We start from the raw sequence: 19,301 nt of genomic DNA on the forward strand, positions 1-19,301 counted from the left end.
GTCGGGGCGTTTCAGAGCGGCGTTGCCGTGAGGACCACATTATCCTCATAGTCCGCGCGGTCCGAGAGCCAGTCCCCGCCGCAGGTCACGATGACGAGCTGGTGGTCGCCGTCGCGCCGGAAGATCTCGTCGGTGTCGAGGGCCGCCTTCGGCTCGTTGCGTACATCCGTGACCCGGTAGCGCACGGGCTCGGCGTCCTCACGCCCCACGGTGATCTCGGTACCGATCGCGACGTCCTTGAGCCGCGCGAAGGGCATCTGCTCCGTGCCGATGTCGATGTGCGCGGCGAGAACGGCGTTGCCCGACGAGGCGCCCGGTGCGGGGCCGTACCGGTACCAGCCGGCCTCGTAGAAGCTCGAGGGGATCTCCATCTCGTCGTCGTCCGCAATCCCCACGTCGATCACGTCCACCTGGATGTCCGTACCCTCGATGTCCAGGGAGACCGGTGGAGGAGCGGCCTCCGTCTGCGCTGCGGTGGCGGGCCGGAGGGTGATGCCGGCCGCCGACGTCCCGCTCGGGACCGCAGCGGCGGGCGCGGAGGCGTCCTTCTCCGCTTCCGGGCCCTGCGTCCCGCCGGGAGCCGGTACTGCGTCGGCTGCTGGCGATGTGCCGGTGTCCTGCCTTGCGCCGACCGCCGACGACGGCGTGGGCTGGGGTGCCGCAGCGGGCTGTGCGCATCCGGCGGAGACCAGGCCGAACCCGGCGCTGAGCAGCAGGACGGCGATGCGATGGGGCAGTCGAGTCACGGACTTCACTTTCGGTCGAGGAAGGGGCGACCAGGCGGGGCGGGAGGATGGAGGGGCCTCCAGCCCCGCCGGCCGGCTCATGCGGCCGTGCGCGAACCCCGCACGCGAGCTGCCACGACGGCGCCGGAGAGTAGCACGAGGCCTACCGCGCCCGCTCCCAGGAGCATCCCCGAGCTGTCCTGCGCCGGTCCTGCCTGGGCGCCCGGAACGGCGGCGGGATCGGAGTGGAGCCCCTCGATGACCTGCGTGGTGAGGGCGAGGTTGCCGTCCTCGAGACTGCCCCACGCGTACACGATCGTCGCGGTGCCCTCGGCGAGCGTGAGGTCGGCCGGGCCGATCACGGGCGCGGTGGTTCCCGTGGCGGCGACTGCTGCAGAGATCGTGCCGGGATCCGTCGTGAGCGTCGCTTCATCGGGGTTGCTCAGGTTCTCGACCACGGGCGCGCCGCCGGCCAGCACGTCGACGGCGGGAGCGGCGGCGGTGTGCCGCACGGTGAGGCGCGACTTCCCGGCCTCGACCGCGGAGACGTCATTCGTGTAGAAGTTCGCGGTGGGCGCGCCCTCGGCGTCGAGGTTGGCCGTGGCGGTGTAGTTCCCGCCGGCTGCGAGGGTCACGGTGACCGGGCCGATGACGGGGGCACTGGCGTCGGCGGCATCCGCTGCCGTCACGGCCAGTTCGTAGTCGCCCGCGGGGAGCTCGAGGGGCCCGGCGAGGGTTCCGGGTGTGAAGTCGTCGAGGGTCAGGTCGCCGTTGACGTAGACGTCCACCGTGAGATCGGGGACGGCGTGGAGGACGGACAGCTGGGCCGTGTCCGCCGTCTCCGCCGCGATCGCGGGGCTGGCGACACCGGCGACACCCAGTGCTGCGACCGCACCGACGGCATAGAAGCTCTTGCGCATGTTCTTCTCCTCGTTCGGGCTCCGTGGAGCCTCCGATTGATCCTTACACCCGTACTACCGGCCGGAGGGCCGCCCTGGATGCAGGATGACGAAAAGAAGTGGGACGGCCCCCGGCGGTCTCAGTCCTGGTCCGGGTCGACGACCTGCGATGAGCCGTCGGAGAGGTGTCCGGAGGTACGGCGCGCACGCGTCAGTGCGGCCCGGCCGGCGAGCTCGCCCTCCCCCGGATAGGCGATCTCCTCCAGCACGAGGGGGTGCGGGGCAGCGAGGATGGACCGTGCGTCCTTGAGGCGGGCGGCGAGCCGTTGTGCCAGCCAGACCGGCGGCATCTCCCCCGAACCCACCCGCAGCGTCGAGCCGATCAGCGCGCGCACCATGTTGTGGCAGAAGGCGTCGGCCTGGACGGTCGCCGTGATGGCGCCGTCGTGCCCCCGCACGAACTCGTAGCGCTGCAGTTCCCTGATGGTCGTGGACCCCTCCCGCGGCTTGCAGAAGGCCGCGAAGTCCTGCATGCCGAGCAGGTGGGCGGCGCCCTCGTTGAGCAGTTCCACGTCGAGCGGTGCCGGATGCCACAGGGTGGTGTGCCGGTGGAGCGGGTCCTGGCCCGTCATCGCGTCGGCGATCCCGTAGCTGTACCGGCGCCAGAGTGCCGAGAAGCGAGCGTCGAATCCCTCAGGAGCACGCGAAGCGGAACGCACGACGACGACGGGGACGGAGTTCCGCACGGAGCGTCCCCTGCCGCTGATGCCGTCGGTGAGGACGCGGTTGATCGTCCCGGTCAGGCGGCGGCGGAAGGCGTCCGCCGGGTCGACCTCACGTCCCCTCCCCATGCCGGTCCATTCCCCGGCAGTGAGGTCGGCGTGGGCCACCTGCCCCCGTGCGTGGACGCCCGCGTCCGTACGCCCGCCGACCGTCAGCCGGACGGGACGCCTCAGCAGTGTGAAGAGGGCGTCCTCGAGGACGCCCTGGACGGTGACGAGCCCGGGCTGCAGTGCCCAGCCGGAGAACGGCGATCCGTCGTACGCGATATCGAGGCGGACACGCAGGAGCCCGCCGTCCCTCTCGGGTACGGCGGGCTCCTGGCTGGTCATGGCGTTCGTCGGGTGGGAAGAATTACTTCTTCTCGTCCTCGACGGTGCCCTCGACGACGACGACCTCGTCGGCGGTGCCGGCTTCGGCGTCGACCGTGGTGTCCTCCGCAGCTACCTCTTCGGCAGATGCGGCGGACTCAGCGGACTCGGCGGAATCCACCGAGTCGACGGAATCAGCGGACTCGGGCGAGTCGACGGATTCGGCGACCGGCGCGGCAGCGGCGGGAGCCTTGGCCTGCTCGGCCTCGGCGACCACGGACTGCTTGGCCGACATGGGCTCCAGCACCAGTTCGATGACGGCCATGGGGGCGTTGTCGCCCTTGCGGTTGCCGATCTTCGTGATGCGGGTGTAGCCGCCCTCGCGGTTGGCGACGGCCGGCGCGATGTCCGTGAACAGCTCGTGGACGATGCTCTTGCTGCTGATGACGCCGAGGACGCGGCGACGCGACGCGAGGTCACCCTTCTTCGCGAACGTGATCAGACGCTCGGCGTAGGGGCGGAGGCGCTTGGCCTTCGTCACCGTGGTGGTGATGCGCTTGTGCTCGAACAGTGAGGCGGCCAGGTTGGCGAGCATCAGGCGTTCGTGCGCCGGACCGCCTCCGAGGCGTGGGCCCTTGGTGGGTGTGGGCATGGTTCTTTCTCCTCATTAGGGTGTCCGCCCGCCGCTCCGGGGAGCAGCGGGCGGGCAGATAGCGTTGTTAGAGCTCTTCGTCGCCGTAGGCGGCGTCGTCCTCTTCGATGGCGGCAGCGCGGGCGGCAAGGTCGAACCCGGGAGGGGAATCCTTCAGGGACAGACCGAGCTCGACGAGCTTCGCCTTGACCTCGTCGATGGACTTCGCACCGAAGTTGCGGATGTCCATGAGGTCGGCCTCGGAGCGTGCAACGAGTTCACCCACGGAGTGGATGCCCTCACGCTTGAGGCAGTTGTACGAGCGGACCGTCAGTTCGAGGTCCTCGATGGGCAGCGCCATGTCGGCGGCCAGGGCGGCGTCCGTCGGCGACGGGCCGATCTCGATGCCTTCGGCGGCGGTGTTCAGCTCGCGGGCGAGCCCGAACAGTTCCACCAGGGTGGTGCCGGCGGACGCGACGGCGTCGCGGGGGGCGATGGCATCCTTCGTCTCGACGTCGACGATCAGCTTGTCGAAGTCGGTGCGCTGCTCCACACGGGTGGCCTCCACGCGGAAGGTCACCTTCAGGACCGGCGAGTAGATCGAGTCGACCGGGATCCGGCCGATCTCGGAGTCGCCGGACTTGTTCTGCGAGGCGGACACGTAGCCACGGCCACGCTCGATGGTCAGTTCGAGCTCGAACTTGCCCTTCGAGTTGAGCGTCGCGATGTGCAGGTCCGGGTTGTGGAACTCGACGCCGGCGGGAGGCGCGATGTCCGCCGCGGTGACGACGCCGGGACCCTGCTTGCGCAGGTAGGCGACGACCGGCTCGTCATGCTCCGAGGAGACGGCAAGGTTCTTGATGTTCAGGATGATCTCGGTGACGTCTTCCTTGACACCGGGAACCGTGGTGAATTCGTGCAGCACGCCGTCGATCCGGATGCTCGTCACGGCTGCGCCGGGGATCGAGGACAGGAGCGTGCGGCGGAGCGAGTTGCCGAGGGTGTAACCGAAGCCGGGCTCGAGGGGCTCGATGACGAACCGCGAGCGGTTGTCGGCGACGACTTCTTCAGTCAGGGTGGGGCGCTGTGCAATGAGCACGTACATTTCCTTTCAGGAAGCATCCGCTATATGACGCTTCTCAGTGGGGCGGGACTGCTGGTCAGCCGGCTCTGGAGCCACCGGGAACGGCACCGAACCGCCCTGCCGGAACTCTCGTTCCTGCAAGGCGGTGCGGTGACGGCAGGCCGATCAGACGCGGCGACGCTTCGGCGGGCGGCATCCGTTGTGGGCGCTGGGGGTGACGTCCTGGATGGATCCGACCTCGAGGCCCGTGGCCTGCAGCGAGCGGATCGCGGTCTCGCGACCGGATCCGGGACCCTTCACGAAGACGTCGACCTTCTTGACGCCGTGCTCCTGCGCACGCTTGGCAGCGGCCTCTGCAGCCATCTGTGCAGCGAACGGGGTGGACTTGCGCGAGCCCTTGAAACCGACCTCACCGGCGGAGGCCCAGGAGATGACTGCTCCGCTGGGGTCCGTGATGGAGACGATGGTGTTGTTAAACGTGCTCTTGATGTGCGCCTGGCCGAGCGCGATGTTCTTCTTGTCCTTGCGACGCGGCTTACGCACCGCTCCACGAGTCTTGGGGGGCATTACTTCTCCTACGAAGGTATTGGGTAAAGCATTGAGTCGGATCGAATCCTGCTGGAGGTCCCGCAAACAGGGGCCTCCGCCGGCGAGGGTCCCCTGGCCTGACGAGCGCTAGCGAGTCATGTTAGGGAGCCGGTGGGGATCTAGCGTCCGACCTTCTTCTTGCCTGCGACCGTGCGCTTCGGGCCCTTGCGGGTGCGAGCGTTGGTCTTCGTACGCTGTCCGCGTACGGGAAGGCCGCGGCGGTGCCGAATGCCTTCGTAGCTGCCGATCTCGACCTTGCGGCGGATATCGGCGGCGACCTCACGGCGGAGGTCACCCTCGACCTTGAAGTTGCCCTCGATGTAGTCGCGGAGCTGGACGAGCTCGACGTCGGAGAGGTCCTTGACGCGCGTGTTCGGGGAGATCCCCGTGTCGACGATCGTCTTCTCCGCACGGGTCTTGCCCACGCCGTAGATGTAGGTAAGCGCGATGACTACCCGCTTTTCGCGGGGGATGTCTACGCCAGCGAGACGTGCCATGGTGGCGGTGCTCCTTCAGTGGTGCCGGAGGTGTGGAGCAGAACGTGCCCGGAACCTGCGTTCCGGTCCCCGGCCTCCGAGCCGGGGGTGTACGTCCCCTGCGGGACGCTGTTCTGCCGTTGAATGTACTTCTACGCGCGGGAAGAACCTCTGGAAGAGGTTCTCAGCCCTGGCGCTGCTTGTGGCGCGGGTTCTCGCAGATGACGAGAACGTTGCCCTTGCGGCGAACCACCTGGCACTTCTCGCAGATCCGCTTCACGCTCGGGTTGACCTTCATGGTTTTCCTTCGAGTTGATTCTTATTTGTAGCGGTAGACGATACGGCCCCGGGTGAGGTCGTACGGGCTGAGTTCCACTACGACCCGGTCCTCAGGAAGGATCCGGATGTAGTGCTGGCGCATCTTTCCCGAGATGTGGGCGAGAACAATGTGACCGTTGGCCAACTCAACGCGGAACATCGCATTGGGCAGCGCCTCGTTCACAGTGCCTTCAATCTCAATGACACCGTCTTTCTTGGCCATATCCTCCGCTAACGTCGATGCCCACCACTTGTACGGTGGGCGGGTTTGGGGTTTTGATCGCCTGACCTGCGGGGAGCCTGGGCTCGTCCCGCAGAACGGTCTCCGGGGCCCATTGGGCACGAAAAGCAGAGACAACCAACAGACGACTCTACTCCATTCTTCACGAATGGTTAAATCACGTCCGGGGCTCGCGCTGCGGACGACGAAGGCCCTGCAGCGGGCTGCAAGGCCTTGGGGAGTGAGCGGCGTGCGGATCGAGCCGAGCTGCGCCGGAGCGCAGCCCCTGTCTCACGCGTGCAGGGGAACCGGTGTGACGCCGAGCGGTTCCAGGCGGGAAGCTCCGCCGTCCGGCGCGGAGAGCACCCAGATGCCGGCGTCGTGCACGGCGACGCTGTGCTCCCACTGCGAGGCGCGCCTGCCGTCCGTGGTCACGACCGTCCAGTCGTCGTCGAGCACTGTGGTCTGCAACCCGCCCTGCACGAGCATCGGCTCGATGGCCAGGCACATGCCCGGCCGCACCTTCGGCCCGCGATTCGAACTCCTGTAGTTGAGGACGTCCGGCGCCTGATGCATCTGGGTGCCGATTCCGTGCCCCACGTAGTCCTCCAGGATGCCGAGTGCCGGCCCCGGGACGGACGAGACGTAGTCGTCGATCGCCGCGCCGATGTCGCCGACGAACCGCGCGGAGGCGAGCGCTGCGATACCCCGCCACATGGCTTCCTCGGTGATGCGGGACAACCGGACGTCCTCCGGCCGAGGCGTCCCCGCGATCACGGTCCGCGCAGAGTCGGAGTGCCAGCCCCTGACGACGGCGCCGCCGTCGATCGAGATGATGTCCCCGTCCTGCAGTGCATATCCGCCCGGGATCCCGTGGACCACCTCGTGGTTCACCGAGGTGCAGATGCTGGCCGGGAACCCGTGGTACCCGAGGAAGTTCGACGTCGCGCCCTCCTCCTGCAGGACGGCCTCGAACACCCCGTTGAGCTCCGCCGTGGTCACGCCCACCCGCACGGCGGCGACTGCTTCGTCGAGCGCCCTGGACAGCACCAGGCCGGCATCGCGCATGACGAGCATCTGCTCGCCGGTTTTGTACTCGACCTTCGGCTGACGGAACATGCGGTCCTAGCTCGCGACCTTGAGCGCTGCCATGACGCGCTCGGTGACTTCGTCGATCGAGCCGATCCCGTCCACCTTCGTCACGATCCCCCGCTCCTCGTACCTCGACACGACGGCCTCGGTCTGGTCGTGGTAGAGCCCGAGGCGGTGCCTGATGACCCGCTCGTTGTCGTCCGACCGTCCGTCGAGCTGCGCCCGTCCGAGGAGCCTCGTGACCAGTTCCTCGTCATCGGCCGTGAGCTGGAGGACGACGTCGAGGTCGAGCGCGTTCTCCCGCAGGATGTCGTCGAGCTCCGTCACCTGGACGGCGGTGCGCGGGTACCCGTCGAGGAGGAAGCCCTCCCGGACGTCCTCCGCCGCGAGCCGATCGCGCACCATGCTGTTCGTGACACTGTCGGGAACGAAGTCCCCGGCGTCCATGAACTTCTTCGCCTCGACTCCCAGCGGGGTCTCGCGCTTGACGTTGTCGCGGAAGATGTCCCCGGTCGAGATTGCCACGACGGCGAGACGTTCCGAGATCCGGGCCGCCTGGGTTCCCTTGCCGGAACCCGGAGGACCGATGATGAGCATTCTCGTCAACGCAACAACCCTTCGTAGTGACGCTGCTGGAGCTGCGCGTCGATCTGCTTGACGGTCTCCAGCCCCACGCCCACCATGATCAGGATCGACGTGCCGCCGAAGGGGAAGTTCTGGTTGGCGCCGATCGCCACGAGGGCGATCAGCGGGATGAGCGCCACGAGACCGAGATAGATGGCGCCCGGCAGGGTGATGCGGGAGAGCACGTACTGCAGGTACTCGGCCGTGGGCCGGCCTGCCCTGATGCCCGGGATGAAGCCGCCGTACTTCTTCATGTTGTCGGAGACCTCGTCCGGGTTGAACGTGATGGCGACGTAGAAGTACGTGAAGAAGACGATCAGCAGGAAGTACATCGCCATGTAGAGCGGGTGGTCGCCACTGGTGAGGTACGTGGTGATCCAATTGACCCAGTCGGCGGGCGGTGTCCCGTCCTGCGGCGTGTTGAACTGTGCGATCAGGCTCGGCAGGTACAGCATCGACGACGCGAAGATCACGGGGATGACACCCGCCATGTTGACCTTGATGGGGATGTACGTGCTGCTGCCGCCGAGCGTGCGGCGGCCGACCATCCGCTTGGCGTACTGGACCGGGATGCGGCGCTGCGACTGCTCCACGAAGATCACGAGGGCGACGACGACGACGCCCATGAGGAGCACGAACGCGAACACGGTGGCACCCTGGGTACGGAAGATCTCACCCAGCGAGGTCGGGAACCCGGCCGCGATCGCGGTGAAGATGAGCAGCGACATGCCGTTGCCGACGCCGCGCTCGGTGATGAGCTCGCCCATCCACATGATCAGGCCGGTGCCGGCAGTCAGGGTGATGATCAGGAGGATGATCGTGATGAGCGAATCGTCCGGGATCAGCGGGACGGGACAGTTGCCGAGCAATGCTCCCGAGCGCGCCAGCGAGACGAGGGTCGTGGCATTGAGGAGACCGAGGGCGATCGTCAGGTAACGCGTGTACTGGGTCAGTTTGGACTGGCCCTGGGCGCCTTCCTGGTGCAGCTCCTGGAAGCGGGGGATGACCACCCGGAGGAGCTGGGTGATGATGCTCGCGGTGATGTACGGCATGATGCCCAGCGCGAAGATCGAGACCTGCAGGAGGGCTCCGCCGCTGAAGAGGTTGACGAACTGGTACAGGCCGCCGTCGGTGTTGCCGAGGTCCAGGCACTGCTGGACGTTGCCGTAGTCGACTCCCGGGGCGGGGATGAAGGCCCCGAGGCGGAAGATGGTGATGATTCCCAGCGTGAACAACAGCTTGCGCCGCAAGTCTGGCGTCCGGAATGCCCGGCCAATAGCGCTAAGCAAGCGTCCTCCTGAAGGTCTGTTGGTCCTGTGGCGGACCGTGCACAACAACCGAGTCTAACGGTTGGTCGCCGGCGCGAGACTCACGCCGGCCCTGGGGTGGCCGGAGCCGAAAAAAGACTCCTGGTGGGCCGATTCGGTCCTGCCCACCAGAAGTCTAGTTCCTCAGTGCTGTCGATCACAGCCGTCCCCTCCCCCGACACACGGGAAAGGAGACGGCCAGTGGCCTACAGTTCGGTGACGGTTCCGCCCGCAGCGACGATCTTCTCCGCAGCGGAGGCGGAGAAGGCGTCGGCCGAGACGTTCACGGAAACCGTGATCTCGCCCGTGCCCAGCACCTTGACGGGCTGGTTCTTGCGGACCGCACCGTTTGCCACCAGGCTGTCCACCGTGACGTCGCCGCCGTCGGGGTACAGCTCGGACAGCTTGTCCAGGTTGACGACCTGGAACTCCACGCGGAACGGGTTCTTGAAACCGCGCAGCTTCGGAAGGCGCATGTGCAGGGGCAACTGGCCACCCGCGAATCCTGCCTTCACCTGGTAGCGCGCTGCGGTTCCCTTGGTTCCACGTCCGGCGGTCTTACCCTTCGAACCCTCACCACGGCCGACACGGGTCTTCGCCGTCTTGGCACCCGGGGCGGGACGCAGGTGGTGGACCTTGAGGGCGTGGACGCGCTCCTCGCTGGCGGCCGGAGCCGCAGTGTTCTTCTCTGCCATTAGTTGGCCTCCTCAACCTTCAAGAGGTGCGGAACCGTGTTGACCATGCCGACGGTGACGGCGTCTGCTTCACGGACCACGGTGTGGCCGATCCGCTTGAGGCCGAGCGACCGCAGCGTGTCGCGCTGGTTCTGCTTGCCGCCGATGGCGGACTTGATCTGTGTGATCGAGAGCTGTTTGGTGCTCACGACTACGCGCTTCGGAGTGATGGCGGTCATCACGCACCTGCCTTCTGAGCTGCGATCGCGCGCAGCATCTGGTGGGATGCGACCTCGTCGAGGGGCAGGCCACGGCGGGCCGCGACTGCCTGGGGCTCTTCGAGGCGCTTCAGGGCATCGACGGTCGCGTGAACGATGTTGATGGCGTTCGCCGAACCGAGCGACTTCGAGAGGACGTCGTGGATGCCGACGCACTCGAGCACCGCACGCACCGGACCACCGGCGATCACACCGGTACCCGGGGACGCGGGACGGAGCAGCACGACGCCGGCTGCGGCCTCGCCCTGCACCAGGTGCGGGACGGTGCCACCGATCCGCGGAACGCGGAACATCGTCTTCTTGGCTTCCTCGACGGCCTTCTGGATGGCGGAGGGAACTTCCTTCGCCTTTCCGTAGCCGACGCCGACCATACCGTTGCCGTCGCCGACCACCACGAGGGCGGTGAAGCTGAAGCGACGGCCGCCCTTGACGACCTTCGCGACGCGGTTGATGGTGACGACGCGTTCGATGAACTTGTCCTTGTCGTCGTTCCGACCGCCGTCACGGCCGCCACGGCCGCCGCGCTCGCCACCGCGGGCGTTGCCGCCGCGCTGGTCACCGCCGCGCGAGTTGCCCCGCGCGTTGGAGCGGTTGGCGTCAGCCGACGCGGTGTCGGTTGCGCCTGCAGCCGGAGCTTCGGCCGCGGGCTGCTCTGTAGCCGTATTCAATGGGGCTTCCTTTGCCTTGGTTTCCTCGGTCACAGTGACAGCCCACCTTCACGTGCACCGTCTGCGATGGCTGCAACCCGACCGTGGTACTTGTTGCCACCGCGGTCGAAGACGACGGCCTCGACGCCGGCAGCCATGGCCCGTGCCGCGACGAGCTCGCCGACGCGCTTGGCCTTGGCGGTCTTGTCACCGTCGAAGGACCGGAGGTCCGCTTCGAGGGTGGATGCCGAGGCGACGGTCATGCCCTTGGTGTCGTCGACGACCTGCACGAAGACGTGGCGGGCCGAACGGTTGACGACCAGGCGCGGACGCACGGCCGTACCCGAGACGCGCTTGCGTACACGGAGGTGGCGACGTCCACGCGAGGCGGACTTGCTCTTCGAGCTGCGCTTCTTGTTGATGCTCAGACCCATGGTTACTTACCAGCCTTTCCGACCTTGCGGCGGATGATCTCGCCTGCGTAGCGGATGCCCTTGCCCTTGTACGGGTCGGGCTTGCGCAGCTTGCGGATGGTTGCAGCGACCTCGCCGACCTGCTGCTTGTTGATGCCCGCGACCGAGAGCTTGGTGGGGCTGTCCACGGTCAGGGTGATGCCCTCGGGAGCCTTGACGGCCACCGGGTGGCTGTAGCCCAGGGCGAACTCGAGGTCACTGCCCTTCGCCTGCACGCGGTAACCGGTGCCGACGATCTCGAGGTTCTTCTTGTAGCCCTCGGTGACTCCGACGATCATGTTGGAGATCAGCGTGCGCGTCAGGCCGTGCAGTGAGCGCGACTCGCGCTCGTCGTTCGGCCGGGAGACGGTGAGGATCCCGCCGTCGAGGGTGACCTCGATGGGGCTGGGCACCCTGTGGCTCAGTTCGCCCTTGGCGGCCTTGACCGAGACGACGTTGCCGTCGACCGTGATGTCGACACCGGCAGGAACGGTGATGGGGAGACGTCCAATACGTGACATGTTCTGTTCCCTTTCCCGTTACCAGACGTAGGCGAGGACTTCCCCACCTACACCCTTCTTGGATGCCTGGCGGTCCGTGAGCAGACCGGAGGACGTGGACAGGATGGCGATGCCGAGTCCGCCGAGCACGTGCGGCAGATTGGTGGACTTGGCGTACACGCGGAGGCCCGGCTTGGAGATGCGGCGGATGCCGGCGATGGAGCGCTGGCGGTCCGGGCCGAACTTGAGGTCGATGGTCAGCTTCTTGCCGACCTCCGCTTCCTCTTCCTTCCAGCCGGCGATGTAGCCCTCGGCCTTCAGGATGTCCGCGACGCGGGCCTTCAGCTTGCTGTACGGCATGGACACGGAGTCGTGGTAAGCCGAGTTTGCGTTGCGCAGACGCGTGAGCATGTCTGCGACAGGATCTGTCATTGTCATGTGGGCTCTTGCCCTTCCTCGAAACGGTTTCCGGTCTCCGTCCGGCACTCAGGGTGCCGACTGGAGCGGACCTGCAACGTAGTTAGATTAATCTTCGGATTTGAAGGGGAAGCCGAGCGCCTTGAGGAGCGCGCGGCCCTCGGCGTCGGTCTTGGCGGTCGTGACGACGGTGATGTCCATGCCACGTACACGGTCGATACGGTCCTGGTCGATCTCGTGGAACATGGACTGCTCCGTGAGGCCGAAGGTGTAGTTGCCGTTGCCGTCGAACTGCTTGCCGTTGAGGCCGCGGAAGTCGCGGATACGGGGCAGTGCGAGGGAGATGAGGCGGTCCGTGAATTCCCACATGCGGTCTCCACGCAGGGTCGCGTGTGCACCGATGGGCATTCCCTCACGGAGCTTGAACTGCGCGATGGACTTCCGGGCCTTGGTGACCTGGGGCTTCTGGCCCGTGATCGCCGTGAGGTCCTTGACGGCCCCGTCGATCAGCTTGGAGTCCTTGGCGGCGTCACCGACACCCATGTTCACGACGACCTTGACCAGGCGGGGGACCTGGTTCACGTTGGAGTAGTTGAACTGCTCCTGCAGGGTCGCCTTGATCTCGGCCGCGTAGCGGGCCTTGAGACGGGGAAGAACCTTGGTCTCTGTGGTCTCGACAGTCATTACAGATCCTTCCCTGATGACTTGGCGATGCGGACGCGGACAACGCGCTCACGGCCGTCGCGCTCGACGGTCTCGGTGCGGTATCCGACGCGCGTCGGCTTCTTGGTCTCGGGATCGACGACGGCCACGTTGCTGATGTGCACCGGTGCCTCGACGACCTCGATGCCACCGGTCTTGGTGCCGCGCTGCGACTGCCCGACCTTGGTGTGCTTGGTGATCCGGTTGATGCCTTCCACGAGGACGCGGTTGGACTCGGGGAACACCTTGAGGACCTTGCCCTGCTTGCCGCGGTCTCCGCCGCGTTCCTGCTTGGCTCCGGTGATGACCTGCACGAGGTCACCCTTCTTGATCTTGAGCTTTGTCTTCTGTGCCATGGACTACAGCACCTCCGGCGCCAGCGAGATGATCTTCATGAAACGCTTGTCGCGGAGCTCGCGACCGACAGGGCCGAAGATACGGGTACCGCGGGGGTCGCCGTCGTTCTTCAGGATCACTGCTGCGTTCTCGTCGAACTTGATGTAGGAACCGTCCGCACGGCGGCGTTCCTTCTTGGTGCGGACGATGACCGCCTTGACGACGTCGCCCTTCTTGACGTTGCCGCCCGGGATGGCGTCCTTCACCGTGGCGACGATGACGTCGCCGATGCCTGCGTAGCGGCGCCCGGATCCTCCGAGAACGCGGATGGTCAAGATTTCCTTGGCCCCCGTGTTGTCGGCGACCTTTAGCCGCGACTCCTGCTGAATCACTGATTACTCCTGTCGTCGCGCCGGTTCTCTCATCGAGCCTTGCGGAACGGATATGGGTGGGCCCCGAGATACTGGTCCTCACCACGCGTGCGCCTGGGCGCACGGTCCTGCAGAATACCTGCGTGGGGTGGTGAACAAGATCATCGGGCTTTTGCCTATTTGCCCGGTGTGAGGGTCACCCGCGAGGGAACCTCGTGAGGGCATGCGCCAACCCACCAGACAGACAAGATTCTCATGGTATCGCGAGAATGCCCCGGACACGAAATCGTGTCCGGGGCATCCCGGTCGGGAGCCGGCGCGCCGGTCCCTGGTGGTGCTCAGGTGCTACTTGGCCTTCTCGATGACCTCGACCAGGCGCCACCGCTTGGTGGCGGACAGCGGGCGGGTCTCGCTGATGAGGACCATGTCGCCGATGCCGGCGGTGTTGTTCTCGTCGTGCGCCTTGACCTTGGAGCTGCGGCGAAGCACCTTGCCGTACAGTGCGTGCTTCACGCGGTCCTCGACCTCGACGACGATGGTCTTCTCCATCTTGTCCGAGACGACGTAGCCACGGCGTACCTTGCGGTAGCCGCGCGAGTCGGCGCCGTGGACGGCCTTCTCGGTTCCTACGGTCGTCTCGCTCTGCTGCTCACTCATTTGGCGTCCTCCTCAGAAGCCTCGGTGCTCACGGAAGGTTCGTCCTTCGTGGCTGCCTTCTTGGCCTTCTTGGGCTTCTCCGCCTTTGCGGGCTTCGCTTCCTCGACGGGAGCGACGACCTCGGGACGGATACCCAGTTCGCGCTCACGCAGCACCGTGTAGATGCGGGCGATGTCGCGCTTGACCGAGCGAAGGCGACCGTGGCTCTCCAGCTGGCCGGTGGCCGACTGGAATCGGAGGTTGAACAGCTCCTCCTTGGCCTTGCGCAGTTCTTCCACCAGACGGTCCTTGTCGAAGCCGTCCAGCTGGTCTGTTGCCAGTTCCTTTGAACCCAGAGCCATAACTATTCACCACCCTCACGACGCACGATGCGTGCCTTCAACGGCAGCTTGTGGATCGCGAGGCGCAGGGCTTCGCGGGCTACCTCTTCGGAAACACCGGACAGTTCGAAGAGAACACGTCCTGGCTTGACGTTGGCCACCCACCACTCGGGCGAACCCTTACCGGAACCCATGCGGGTCTCGGCAGGCTTCTTGGTCAACGGGCGGTCCGGATAGATGTTGATCCAGACCTTGCCGCCACGCTTGATGTGGCGGGTCATGGCGATACGAGCGGACTCGATCTGCCGGTTGGTGACGTATGCCGGGCTCAGCGCCTGGATACCCCACTCGCCGAAGCTGACCTCGGTACCGCCCGTAGCAGCGCCCGAGCGACCCGGGTGGTGCTGCTTACGGAACTTGACTCGACGTGGGATAAGCATTTAAGCCTGTCCTCCTTCAGTCGCGGCTGTAGAAGCTGCGGCGGTCTCGGCGGGTGCTGACGCACCCTGGCCCTCGGAACGCTCGGGAGCGCGACGACGACGGTCTCCGCCGCGGTCGCCACCACGGTCGGCGCCGGCAGGGCCACGGCCCGGACGGTCTCCACCGCGGCCGCGGGAAGGAGCAGCAGCAGCCTGGGCTGCGAGTTCCTTCGCCGTGACGTCACCCTTGTAGATCCAGACCTTCACGCCGATGCGGCCGAAGGTGGTCTTCGCTTCGAAGAAGCCGTAGTCGATGTTGGCGCGGAGCGTGTGCAGGGGAACGCGTCCCTCGCGGTAGAACTCCGAACGGCTCATCTCGGCGCCACCCAGGCGACCGGAGCACTGGACACGGATGCCCTTGGCTCCCGCACGCTGGGCGGACTGCATGGCCTTCTTCATCGCGCGCCGGAAGGCCACGCGGGAGGAGAGCTGCTCAGCGATGCCCTGGGCGACGAGCTGTGCCTCGATCTCGGGGTTCTTGACCTCGAGGATGTTCAGCTGGACCTGCTTGCCGGTGAGCTTCTCGAGCTCGCCACGGATGCGGTCCGCCTCGGCTCCACGACGGCCGATCACGATACCGGGACGTGCCGTGTGGATGTCCACGCGGACACGGTCGCGGGTGCGCTCGATCTCGACCTTCGCGATGCCGGCGCGGTCCATGCCGGTCGACATCAGCTGGCGGATCTTGATGTCCTCACGGACGAAGTCGCGGTAGCGCTGGCCCGGCTTGTTGCTGTCGGCGAACCAGTGTGACCTGTGGTCGGTGGTGATGCCGAGTCGGAACCCATGCGGGTTTACTTTCTGTCCCACTTAGCGGACCTCCACTTTCTCAGGGGTAGCGACGACAACCGTGATGTGGCTGGTCCGCTTGTTGATGCGGAACGCACGGCCCTGGGCGCGCGGCCGGAACCGCTTCATCGTGGGGCCTTCATCAACAAATGCCTCGCTGATGATGAGGTTGTCCTCGTCGAAGGCGACGCCGTCACGGTCCGCGAGGACTCGTGCGTTGGCCATCGCCGACTGGACCACCTTGAATACCGGCTCCGAAGCAACCTGTGGGGCAAACTTCAGAATAGCCAGAGCCTCATTCGCCTGCTTACCACGAACAAGGTTGACGACGCGCCGGGCCTTCATAGGCGTTACGCGGATATGACGCGCAATAGCCTTGGCTTCCATTGCTTTCCTTCTCTCGTCTTAGCCGTAAGAGCAGCGCCTAGCGGCGCTTGCCCTTGCGGTCGTCCTTAACATGGCCGCGGAAGGTCCGCGTGGGAGCGAATTCGCCGAGCTTGTGCCCGACCATCGACTCGGTGACGAACACCGGGATGTGCTTGCGTCCGTCGTGCACCGCGATCGTGTGCCCGAGCATGTCGGGGACGATCATGGAGCGGCGGGACCACGTCTTGATGACGTTCTTCGTGCCCGATTCGTTCTCGCGAGCGACCTTTACATAAAGGTGCTGATCGACGAAGGGGCCTTTCTTCAGGCTGCGTGGCATGTCTCCAGGCTCCTATCGCTTGTTCTTGCCGGAACGACGGCGACGCACGATGAGTGAATCGCTCTCTTTGTTGGGGCGACGGGTGCGGCCTTCGGCCTTACCGTTCGGGTTGACCGGGTGGCGTCCACCGGAGGTCTTGCCCTCGCCACCACCGTGCGGGTGGTCGACCGGGTTCATGGCGACACCGCGGACGGTCGGGCGGATGCCCTTCCAGCGGTTACGGCCGGCCTTGCCCCAGTTGATGTTCGACTGCTCGGCGTTGCCGACCTCGCCGATCGTCGCGCGGCAGCGGACGTCGACGTTGCGGATCTCGCCGGAGGGCAGTCGCAGCTGGGCGAAGCGGCCTTCCTTGGCGACGAGCTGGACCGAGGCACCGGCGGAGCGTGCCATCTTCGCGCCGCCACCCGGTCGGAGCTCGACGGCGTGGATGACGGTACCCACGGGGATGTTACGCAGCGGCAGGTTGTTGCCGGGCTTGATGTCCGCCCCGGCGCCGGCCTCGACGAAGTCACCCTGCTTGAGCTTGTTGGGTGCGACGATGTAGCGCTTGGTGCCGTCGACGTAGTGCAGCAGGGCGATGCGCGCGGTGCGGTTCGGATCGTATTCGATCTCCGCGACGCGGGCGTCGACGCCGTCCTTGTCGTGGCGGCGGAAGTCGATCAGACGGTACTGACGCTTGTGTCCACCACCCTTGTGGCGGGTCGTGATCTTACCGGTGTTGTTGCGTCCACCCTTCTTGGGAAGGGGACGGACCAACGACTTCTCCGGTGTCGACCGGGTGATTTCTGCGAAGTCGGCAACGCTCGAGCCACGACGGCCCGGGGTTGTCGGCTTGTATTTACGGATTCCCATAACTCAATTCCTCGTTAAAGTGGTCTCCGCTCTCAGGAGAGCGGACCGCCGAAGATGTCGATCGAGCCCTCTTTGAGGGACACGATGGCACGCTTGGTGCCCTTGCGCTGACCCCAGCCGAACTTGGTGCGCTTGCGCTTGCCAACCCGGTTGATGGTGTTGATCGAGTCGACCTTCACGGAGAAGATCTTCTCGACCGCCAGCTTGATCTCTTCCTTGTTCGAGCGGGGGTCGACCAGGAAGGTGTACTTGCCTTCGTCGATCAGGCCGTAGCTCTTCTCCGAGACGACGGGTGCAATGACGACGTCGCGCGGGTCCTTTGCGATGCTGCCGCTCACGTGGCATCCTCCTCGGTGATGACATCAGCCGAACCGACGAACTGGTCGTAGGCTGCCTTGGTGAAGATCACGTCGTCGGACACCAGCACGTCGTACGTGTTGAGCTGGTCCACATAAAGGACGTGTACCTCGGGGACGTTGCGCACGGACAGTGCGGCGACGTCGTTGGCACGCTCGATCACGACGAGCAGGCGGGGCCGCTCGGAGATCGCGCGCAGGGTCTCGATGGCACCCTTGGTGGACGGCTTGCCGCCGTCGACCAGGGACTCGAGAACGTGGATACGACCGTTGCGTGCCCGGTCCGAGAGGGCGCCGCGCAGTGCAGCAGCCTTCATCTTCTTGGGGGTGCGCTGGCTGTAGTCGCGGGGCGTGGGTCCGTGGACGACGCCACCACCGGTCATGTGGGGTGCGCGGATCGAACCCTGGCGGGCGCGACCGGTTCCCTTCTGCTTGAACGGCTTGCGGCCTGCACCGCTGACCTCGGCGCGCGTCTTCGTCTTGTGCGTGCCCTGGCGGGCGGCAGCAAGCTGAGCCACGACGACCTGGTGCAGCAGCGGCACGTTGGTCTGTGCGTCGAAGATCTCCGCGGGGAGATCGACCTGAACTGGATTGGCAGCCATGTGGCTATGCTCCCTTCACGGCGGTGCGTACGAGGACGACCTGGCCGCGGGCGCCGGGGACGGCACCCTTGATCAGCAGCAGCGACTTCTCGGCGTCGACAGCGTGAACCTTGAGGTTCAGCGTGGTCTGACGAACGGCACCCATGCGGCCTGCCATTTTCATTCCACGGAAGACGCGGCTGGGGGTGGATGCTCCACCGATGGAACCGGGCTTGCGGTGGTTCTTGTGGGCACCGTGCGATGCACCGACGCCGTGGAAACCGTGGCGCTTCATGACGCCTGCGAAGCCCTTGCCCTTGGTGGTGCCGATGACGTCGACCGTCTGGCCGGCCTCGAACATCCCGACGGAAAGTTCCTGACCGAGCGAGTAGGAGTCGGCGTCGGAGGTCCGCAGTTCGACGACGTGACGGCGAGGCGTGACGCCTGCCTTCTCGAAGTGGCCGGCGAGCGGCTTGGTGACCTTGCGGGGATCGATCTGGCCGAAGCCGATCTGCACGGCGGTGTAGCCGTCCTTCTCCTCGTCGAGGAGCTGCGTGATGACGTTCGAGTCAGCCTGGACGACAGTGACGGGGATGAGGATGTTGTTCTCGTCCCAGACCTGGGTCATGCCGAGCTTGATGCCCAGCAGGCCTTTTACCTGGCGCGTAAGTGAAGTAGACATGTGTATCCGCTCTCCCTTACAGCTTGATTTCGATGTTCACGTCCGCAGGCAGGTCGAGACGCATCAGCGAATCGACGGCCTTGGGCGTGGGATCAATGATGTCGATCAGGCGCTTGTGAGTACGCATTTCGAAGTGCTCACGGCTGTCCTTGTACTTGTGCGGGGACCGGATGACAACGAAAACGTTCTTCTCCGTGGGCAGGGGCACGGGGCCCACTACCGTTGCGCCTGCGCGCGTCACCGTCTCAACGATCTTCCGGGCTGAAACATCGATGACCTCGTGGTCATATGACTTCAGCCGGATGCGGATTTTTTGTCCCGCCATGGCGTCTCGACTCTCTCTCTACATAACTGCCTGGGCAGTTCCGGTACGTACGTACATTTCCTGCGTCCGTTGCGCGACGCTCCCCGAACAGACTGAATCCGGATGGATCCGGGTTCCTCACC

Annotated in this window: 32 protein-coding genes; all 32 read right to left on the bottom strand. The window is 65.8% G+C overall.

Annotation, left to right across the window (positions count from 1 at the left end; genetic code table 11):
* Window positions 1–11: 11 nt before the first annotated feature.
* The 32 genes from NVV32_RS12880 to rpsJ all read right to left on the bottom strand — a co-directional run bounded on the left by NVV32_RS12880 (window position 12) and on the right by rpsJ (window position 19,179).
* Entirely contained in the window at window positions 12–746 is a 735-nt protein-coding gene (locus NVV32_RS12880) for a sortase domain-bontaining protein (protein ID WP_422390431.1), read from the bottom strand.
* 77 nt (window positions 747–823) lie between these two features.
* On the bottom strand, window positions 824–1,645 hold the full coding sequence (locus NVV32_RS12885) for a DUF4397 domain-containing protein (RefSeq protein ID WP_422390432.1): 822 nt from the start codon (window positions 1,643–1,645) through the stop codon (window positions 824–826).
* A 119-nt stretch (window positions 1,646–1,764) separates the two neighbouring features.
* On the bottom strand, window positions 1,765–2,736 hold the full coding sequence (locus NVV32_RS12890) for a tRNA pseudouridine synthase A (RefSeq protein WP_422390433.1): 972 nt from the start codon (window positions 2,734–2,736) through the stop codon (window positions 1,765–1,767).
* A 22-nt stretch (window positions 2,737–2,758) separates the two neighbouring features.
* Entirely contained in the window at window positions 2,759–3,367 is a 609-nt protein-coding gene (rplQ, locus tag NVV32_RS12895) for a 50S ribosomal protein L17 (protein WP_055768108.1), read from the bottom strand.
* Window positions 3,368–3,434: 67 nt separating this feature from the next.
* Window positions 3,435–4,445 (bottom strand): DNA-directed RNA polymerase subunit alpha, encoded by a 1,011-nt coding sequence (locus NVV32_RS12900; RefSeq protein WP_055769255.1) that lies wholly within the window; start codon window positions 4,443–4,445, stop codon window positions 3,435–3,437.
* 150 nt (window positions 4,446–4,595) lie between these two features.
* Complete coding sequence (rpsK, locus tag NVV32_RS12905) at window positions 4,596–4,997, bottom strand: 30S ribosomal protein S11 (RefSeq protein ID WP_019481517.1); 402 nt, start codon at window positions 4,995–4,997, stop codon at window positions 4,596–4,598.
* A 140-nt stretch (window positions 4,998–5,137) separates the two neighbouring features.
* Entirely contained in the window at window positions 5,138–5,515 is a 378-nt protein-coding gene (gene rpsM / locus NVV32_RS12910) for a 30S ribosomal protein S13 (protein ID WP_043440660.1), read from the bottom strand.
* A 163-nt stretch (window positions 5,516–5,678) separates the two neighbouring features.
* Window positions 5,679–5,792, bottom strand: coding sequence for a 50S ribosomal protein L36 (gene rpmJ, locus NVV32_RS12915; RefSeq protein ID WP_043440658.1), 114 nt, complete (start codon window positions 5,790–5,792; stop codon window positions 5,679–5,681).
* Between the two features lie 21 nt (window positions 5,793–5,813).
* Window positions 5,814–6,035, bottom strand: a complete 222-nt coding sequence (gene infA / locus NVV32_RS12920) for a translation initiation factor IF-1 (protein ID WP_019481515.1) — start codon at window positions 6,033–6,035, stop codon at window positions 5,814–5,816.
* Between the two features lie 288 nt (window positions 6,036–6,323).
* Window positions 6,324–7,151 (bottom strand): type I methionyl aminopeptidase, encoded by an 828-nt coding sequence (map, locus tag NVV32_RS12925; RefSeq protein WP_422390434.1) that lies wholly within the window; start codon window positions 7,149–7,151, stop codon window positions 6,324–6,326.
* A 6-nt stretch (window positions 7,152–7,157) separates the two neighbouring features.
* On the bottom strand, window positions 7,158–7,721 hold the full coding sequence (locus NVV32_RS12930; protein WP_422392050.1) for an adenylate kinase: 564 nt from the start codon (window positions 7,719–7,721) through the stop codon (window positions 7,158–7,160).
* A gap of 5 nt (window positions 7,722–7,726) precedes the next feature.
* Window positions 7,727–9,037: a preprotein translocase subunit SecY gene (gene secY, locus NVV32_RS12935; protein ID WP_055768099.1), complete on the bottom strand. Its 1,311-nt coding sequence runs from the start codon at window positions 9,035–9,037 to the stop codon at window positions 7,727–7,729.
* A 224-nt stretch (window positions 9,038–9,261) separates the two neighbouring features.
* Window positions 9,262–9,750, bottom strand: a complete 489-nt coding sequence (gene rplO / locus NVV32_RS12940; RefSeq protein WP_055768097.1) for a 50S ribosomal protein L15 — start codon at window positions 9,748–9,750, stop codon at window positions 9,262–9,264.
* Window positions 9,750–9,968: a 50S ribosomal protein L30 gene (gene rpmD, locus NVV32_RS12945; protein WP_055768095.1), complete on the bottom strand. Its 219-nt coding sequence runs from the start codon at window positions 9,966–9,968 to the stop codon at window positions 9,750–9,752. The genes rplO and rpmD overlap by 1 nt, the downstream gene beginning before the upstream one ends.
* Window positions 9,968–10,675, bottom strand: coding sequence for a 30S ribosomal protein S5 (gene rpsE, locus NVV32_RS12950; protein ID WP_152812406.1), 708 nt, complete (start codon window positions 10,673–10,675; stop codon window positions 9,968–9,970). Before rpsE ends, rpmD begins: the two co-directional genes overlap by 1 nt.
* Window positions 10,676–10,704: 29 nt before the next feature.
* Window positions 10,705–11,088, bottom strand: a complete 384-nt coding sequence (rplR, locus tag NVV32_RS12955) for a 50S ribosomal protein L18 (RefSeq protein ID WP_055768092.1) — start codon at window positions 11,086–11,088, stop codon at window positions 10,705–10,707.
* 2 nt (window positions 11,089–11,090) lie between these two features.
* A complete protein-coding gene (gene rplF / locus NVV32_RS12960) occupies window positions 11,091–11,627 on the bottom strand; it encodes a 50S ribosomal protein L6 (protein ID WP_055768089.1) in 537 nt (178 codons plus the stop codon).
* 18 nt (window positions 11,628–11,645) lie between these two features.
* Window positions 11,646–12,044: a 30S ribosomal protein S8 gene (gene rpsH, locus NVV32_RS12965; protein ID WP_043440638.1), complete on the bottom strand. Its 399-nt coding sequence runs from the start codon at window positions 12,042–12,044 to the stop codon at window positions 11,646–11,648.
* An 87-nt stretch (window positions 12,045–12,131) separates the two neighbouring features.
* Window positions 12,132–12,707 carry a 50S ribosomal protein L5 gene (gene rplE / locus NVV32_RS12970; protein WP_055768087.1) on the bottom strand — a complete coding sequence of 192 codons (576 nt, stop codon included), beginning with the start codon at window positions 12,705–12,707 and terminating at the stop codon, window positions 12,132–12,134.
* Complete coding sequence (gene rplX, locus NVV32_RS12975; RefSeq protein WP_055768085.1) at window positions 12,707–13,081, bottom strand: 50S ribosomal protein L24; 375 nt, start codon at window positions 13,079–13,081, stop codon at window positions 12,707–12,709. The genes rplE and rplX overlap by 1 nt, the downstream gene beginning before the upstream one ends.
* A gap of 3 nt (window positions 13,082–13,084) precedes the next feature.
* Window positions 13,085–13,453, bottom strand: coding sequence for a 50S ribosomal protein L14 (gene rplN, locus NVV32_RS12980; protein ID WP_049829173.1), 369 nt, complete (start codon window positions 13,451–13,453; stop codon window positions 13,085–13,087).
* 324 nt (window positions 13,454–13,777) lie between these two features.
* Window positions 13,778–14,089, bottom strand: coding sequence for a 30S ribosomal protein S17 (gene rpsQ, locus NVV32_RS12985; protein ID WP_055768082.1), 312 nt, complete (start codon window positions 14,087–14,089; stop codon window positions 13,778–13,780).
* Window positions 14,086–14,430, bottom strand: a complete 345-nt coding sequence (gene rpmC, locus NVV32_RS12990; RefSeq protein ID WP_152812412.1) for a 50S ribosomal protein L29 — start codon at window positions 14,428–14,430, stop codon at window positions 14,086–14,088. The genes rpsQ and rpmC overlap by 4 nt, the downstream gene beginning before the upstream one ends.
* Window positions 14,431–14,432: 2 nt before the next feature.
* The gene (gene rplP, locus NVV32_RS12995; protein WP_049829176.1) at window positions 14,433–14,849 is read right to left on the bottom strand and encodes a 50S ribosomal protein L16; all 417 of its coding nucleotides are present in this window, start codon (window positions 14,847–14,849) and stop codon (window positions 14,433–14,435) included.
* Window positions 14,850–15,698, bottom strand: a complete 849-nt coding sequence (gene rpsC, locus NVV32_RS13000) for a 30S ribosomal protein S3 (RefSeq protein WP_055768076.1) — start codon at window positions 15,696–15,698, stop codon at window positions 14,850–14,852.
* A complete protein-coding gene (gene rplV / locus NVV32_RS13005) occupies window positions 15,699–16,064 on the bottom strand; it encodes a 50S ribosomal protein L22 (protein WP_055768073.1) in 366 nt (121 codons plus the stop codon).
* A 37-nt stretch (window positions 16,065–16,101) separates the two neighbouring features.
* Window positions 16,102–16,383, bottom strand: coding sequence for a 30S ribosomal protein S19 (gene rpsS / locus NVV32_RS13010; RefSeq protein ID WP_026549122.1), 282 nt, complete (start codon window positions 16,381–16,383; stop codon window positions 16,102–16,104).
* A gap of 12 nt (window positions 16,384–16,395) precedes the next feature.
* Window positions 16,396–17,235, bottom strand: coding sequence for a 50S ribosomal protein L2 (rplB, locus tag NVV32_RS13015; RefSeq protein WP_055768070.1), 840 nt, complete (start codon window positions 17,233–17,235; stop codon window positions 16,396–16,398).
* Window positions 17,236–17,267: 32 nt separating this feature from the next.
* Window positions 17,268–17,573 carry a 50S ribosomal protein L23 gene (rplW, locus tag NVV32_RS13020; protein ID WP_049829181.1) on the bottom strand — a complete coding sequence of 102 codons (306 nt, stop codon included), beginning with the start codon at window positions 17,571–17,573 and terminating at the stop codon, window positions 17,268–17,270.
* Window positions 17,570–18,193: a 50S ribosomal protein L4 gene (gene rplD, locus NVV32_RS13025; protein WP_055768067.1), complete on the bottom strand. Its 624-nt coding sequence runs from the start codon at window positions 18,191–18,193 to the stop codon at window positions 17,570–17,572. Before rplD ends, rplW begins: the two co-directional genes overlap by 4 nt.
* A gap of 4 nt (window positions 18,194–18,197) precedes the next feature.
* Complete coding sequence (rplC, locus tag NVV32_RS13030; protein ID WP_422390435.1) at window positions 18,198–18,854, bottom strand: 50S ribosomal protein L3; 657 nt, start codon at window positions 18,852–18,854, stop codon at window positions 18,198–18,200.
* Window positions 18,855–18,870: 16 nt separating this feature from the next.
* Entirely contained in the window at window positions 18,871–19,179 is a 309-nt protein-coding gene (gene rpsJ, locus NVV32_RS13035) for a 30S ribosomal protein S10 (protein ID WP_026531952.1), read from the bottom strand.
* Window positions 19,180–19,301 lie beyond the last annotated feature (122 nt).

This window comes from Arthrobacter sp. N1 (genome assembly GCF_048288285.1).
In the GTDB taxonomy this organism is placed as follows: Bacteria; Actinomycetota; Actinomycetes; order Actinomycetales; family Micrococcaceae; genus Arthrobacter_D.

What these genes read in the sequence shown, in the direction of transcription:
- rplX (WP_055768085.1), bottom strand. Translation starts at nt 13,081, where the DNA reads ATGGCACAGAAGACAAAGCTCAAGATCAAGAAGGGTGACCTCGTGCAG.
- rpsH (WP_043440638.1), bottom strand. Translation starts at nt 12,044, where the DNA reads ATGACAATGACAGATCCTGTCGCAGACATGCTCACGCGTCTGCGCAAC.
- rplB (WP_055768070.1), bottom strand. Translation starts at nt 17,235, where the DNA reads ATGGGAATCCGTAAATACAAGCCGACAACCCCGGGCCGTCGTGGCTCG.
- rpmC (WP_152812412.1), bottom strand. Translation starts at nt 14,430, where the DNA reads ATGGCTCTGGGTTCAAAGGAACTGGCAACAGACCAGCTGGACGGCTTC.
- rpsK (WP_019481517.1), bottom strand. Translation starts at nt 4,997, where the DNA reads ATGCCCCCCAAGACTCGTGGAGCGGTGCGTAAGCCGCGTCGCAAGGAC.
- rplR (WP_055768092.1), bottom strand. Translation starts at nt 11,088, where the DNA reads ATGGGTCTGAGCATCAACAAGAAGCGCAGCTCGAAGAGCAAGTCCGCC.
- rplQ (WP_055768108.1), bottom strand. Translation starts at nt 3,367, where the DNA reads ATGCCCACACCCACCAAGGGCCCACGCCTCGGAGGCGGTCCGGCGCAC.
- rplC (WP_422390435.1), bottom strand. Translation starts at nt 18,854, where the DNA reads ATGTCTACTTCACTTACGCGCCAGGTAAAAGGCCTGCTGGGCATCAAG.
- rplF (WP_055768089.1), bottom strand. Translation starts at nt 11,627, where the DNA reads ATGTCACGTATTGGACGTCTCCCCATCACCGTTCCTGCCGGTGTCGAC.
- rplV (WP_055768073.1), bottom strand. Translation starts at nt 16,064, where the DNA reads ATGGAAGCCAAGGCTATTGCGCGTCATATCCGCGTAACGCCTATGAAG.
- infA (WP_019481515.1), bottom strand. Translation starts at nt 6,035, where the DNA reads ATGGCCAAGAAAGACGGTGTCATTGAGATTGAAGGCACTGTGAACGAG.
- rplP (WP_049829176.1), bottom strand. Translation starts at nt 14,849, where the DNA reads ATGCTTATCCCACGTCGAGTCAAGTTCCGTAAGCAGCACCACCCGGGT.
- rpmD (WP_055768095.1), bottom strand. Translation starts at nt 9,968, where the DNA reads ATGACCGCCATCACTCCGAAGCGCGTAGTCGTGAGCACCAAACAGCTC.
- NVV32_RS12890 (WP_422390433.1), bottom strand. Translation starts at nt 2,736, where the DNA reads ATGACCAGCCAGGAGCCCGCCGTACCCGAGAGGGACGGCGGGCTCCTG.
- rpsJ (WP_026531952.1), bottom strand. Translation starts at nt 19,179, where the DNA reads ATGGCGGGACAAAAAATCCGCATCCGGCTGAAGTCATATGACCACGAG.
- map (WP_422390434.1), bottom strand. Translation starts at nt 7,151, where the DNA reads ATGTTCCGTCAGCCGAAGGTCGAGTACAAAACCGGCGAGCAGATGCTC.
- rplO (WP_055768097.1), bottom strand. Translation starts at nt 9,750, where the DNA reads ATGGCAGAGAAGAACACTGCGGCTCCGGCCGCCAGCGAGGAGCGCGTC.
- rplD (WP_055768067.1), bottom strand. Translation starts at nt 18,193, where the DNA reads ATGGCTGCCAATCCAGTTCAGGTCGATCTCCCCGCGGAGATCTTCGAC.
- rpsS (WP_026549122.1), bottom strand. Translation starts at nt 16,383, where the DNA reads ATGCCACGCAGCCTGAAGAAAGGCCCCTTCGTCGATCAGCACCTTTAT.
- rpmJ (WP_043440658.1), bottom strand. Translation starts at nt 5,792, where the DNA reads ATGAAGGTCAACCCGAGCGTGAAGCGGATCTGCGAGAAGTGCCAGGTG.
- rplE (WP_055768087.1), bottom strand. Translation starts at nt 12,707, where the DNA reads ATGACTGTCGAGACCACAGAGACCAAGGTTCTTCCCCGTCTCAAGGCC.
- NVV32_RS12885 (WP_422390432.1), bottom strand. Translation starts at nt 1,645, where the DNA reads ATGCGCAAGAGCTTCTATGCCGTCGGTGCGGTCGCAGCACTGGGTGTC.
- rpsM (WP_043440660.1), bottom strand. Translation starts at nt 5,515, where the DNA reads ATGGCACGTCTCGCTGGCGTAGACATCCCCCGCGAAAAGCGGGTAGTC.
- rpsQ (WP_055768082.1), bottom strand. Translation starts at nt 14,089, where the DNA reads ATGAGTGAGCAGCAGAGCGAGACGACCGTAGGAACCGAGAAGGCCGTC.
- NVV32_RS12930 (WP_422392050.1), bottom strand. Translation starts at nt 7,721, where the DNA reads ATGCTCATCATCGGTCCTCCGGGTTCCGGCAAGGGAACCCAGGCGGCC.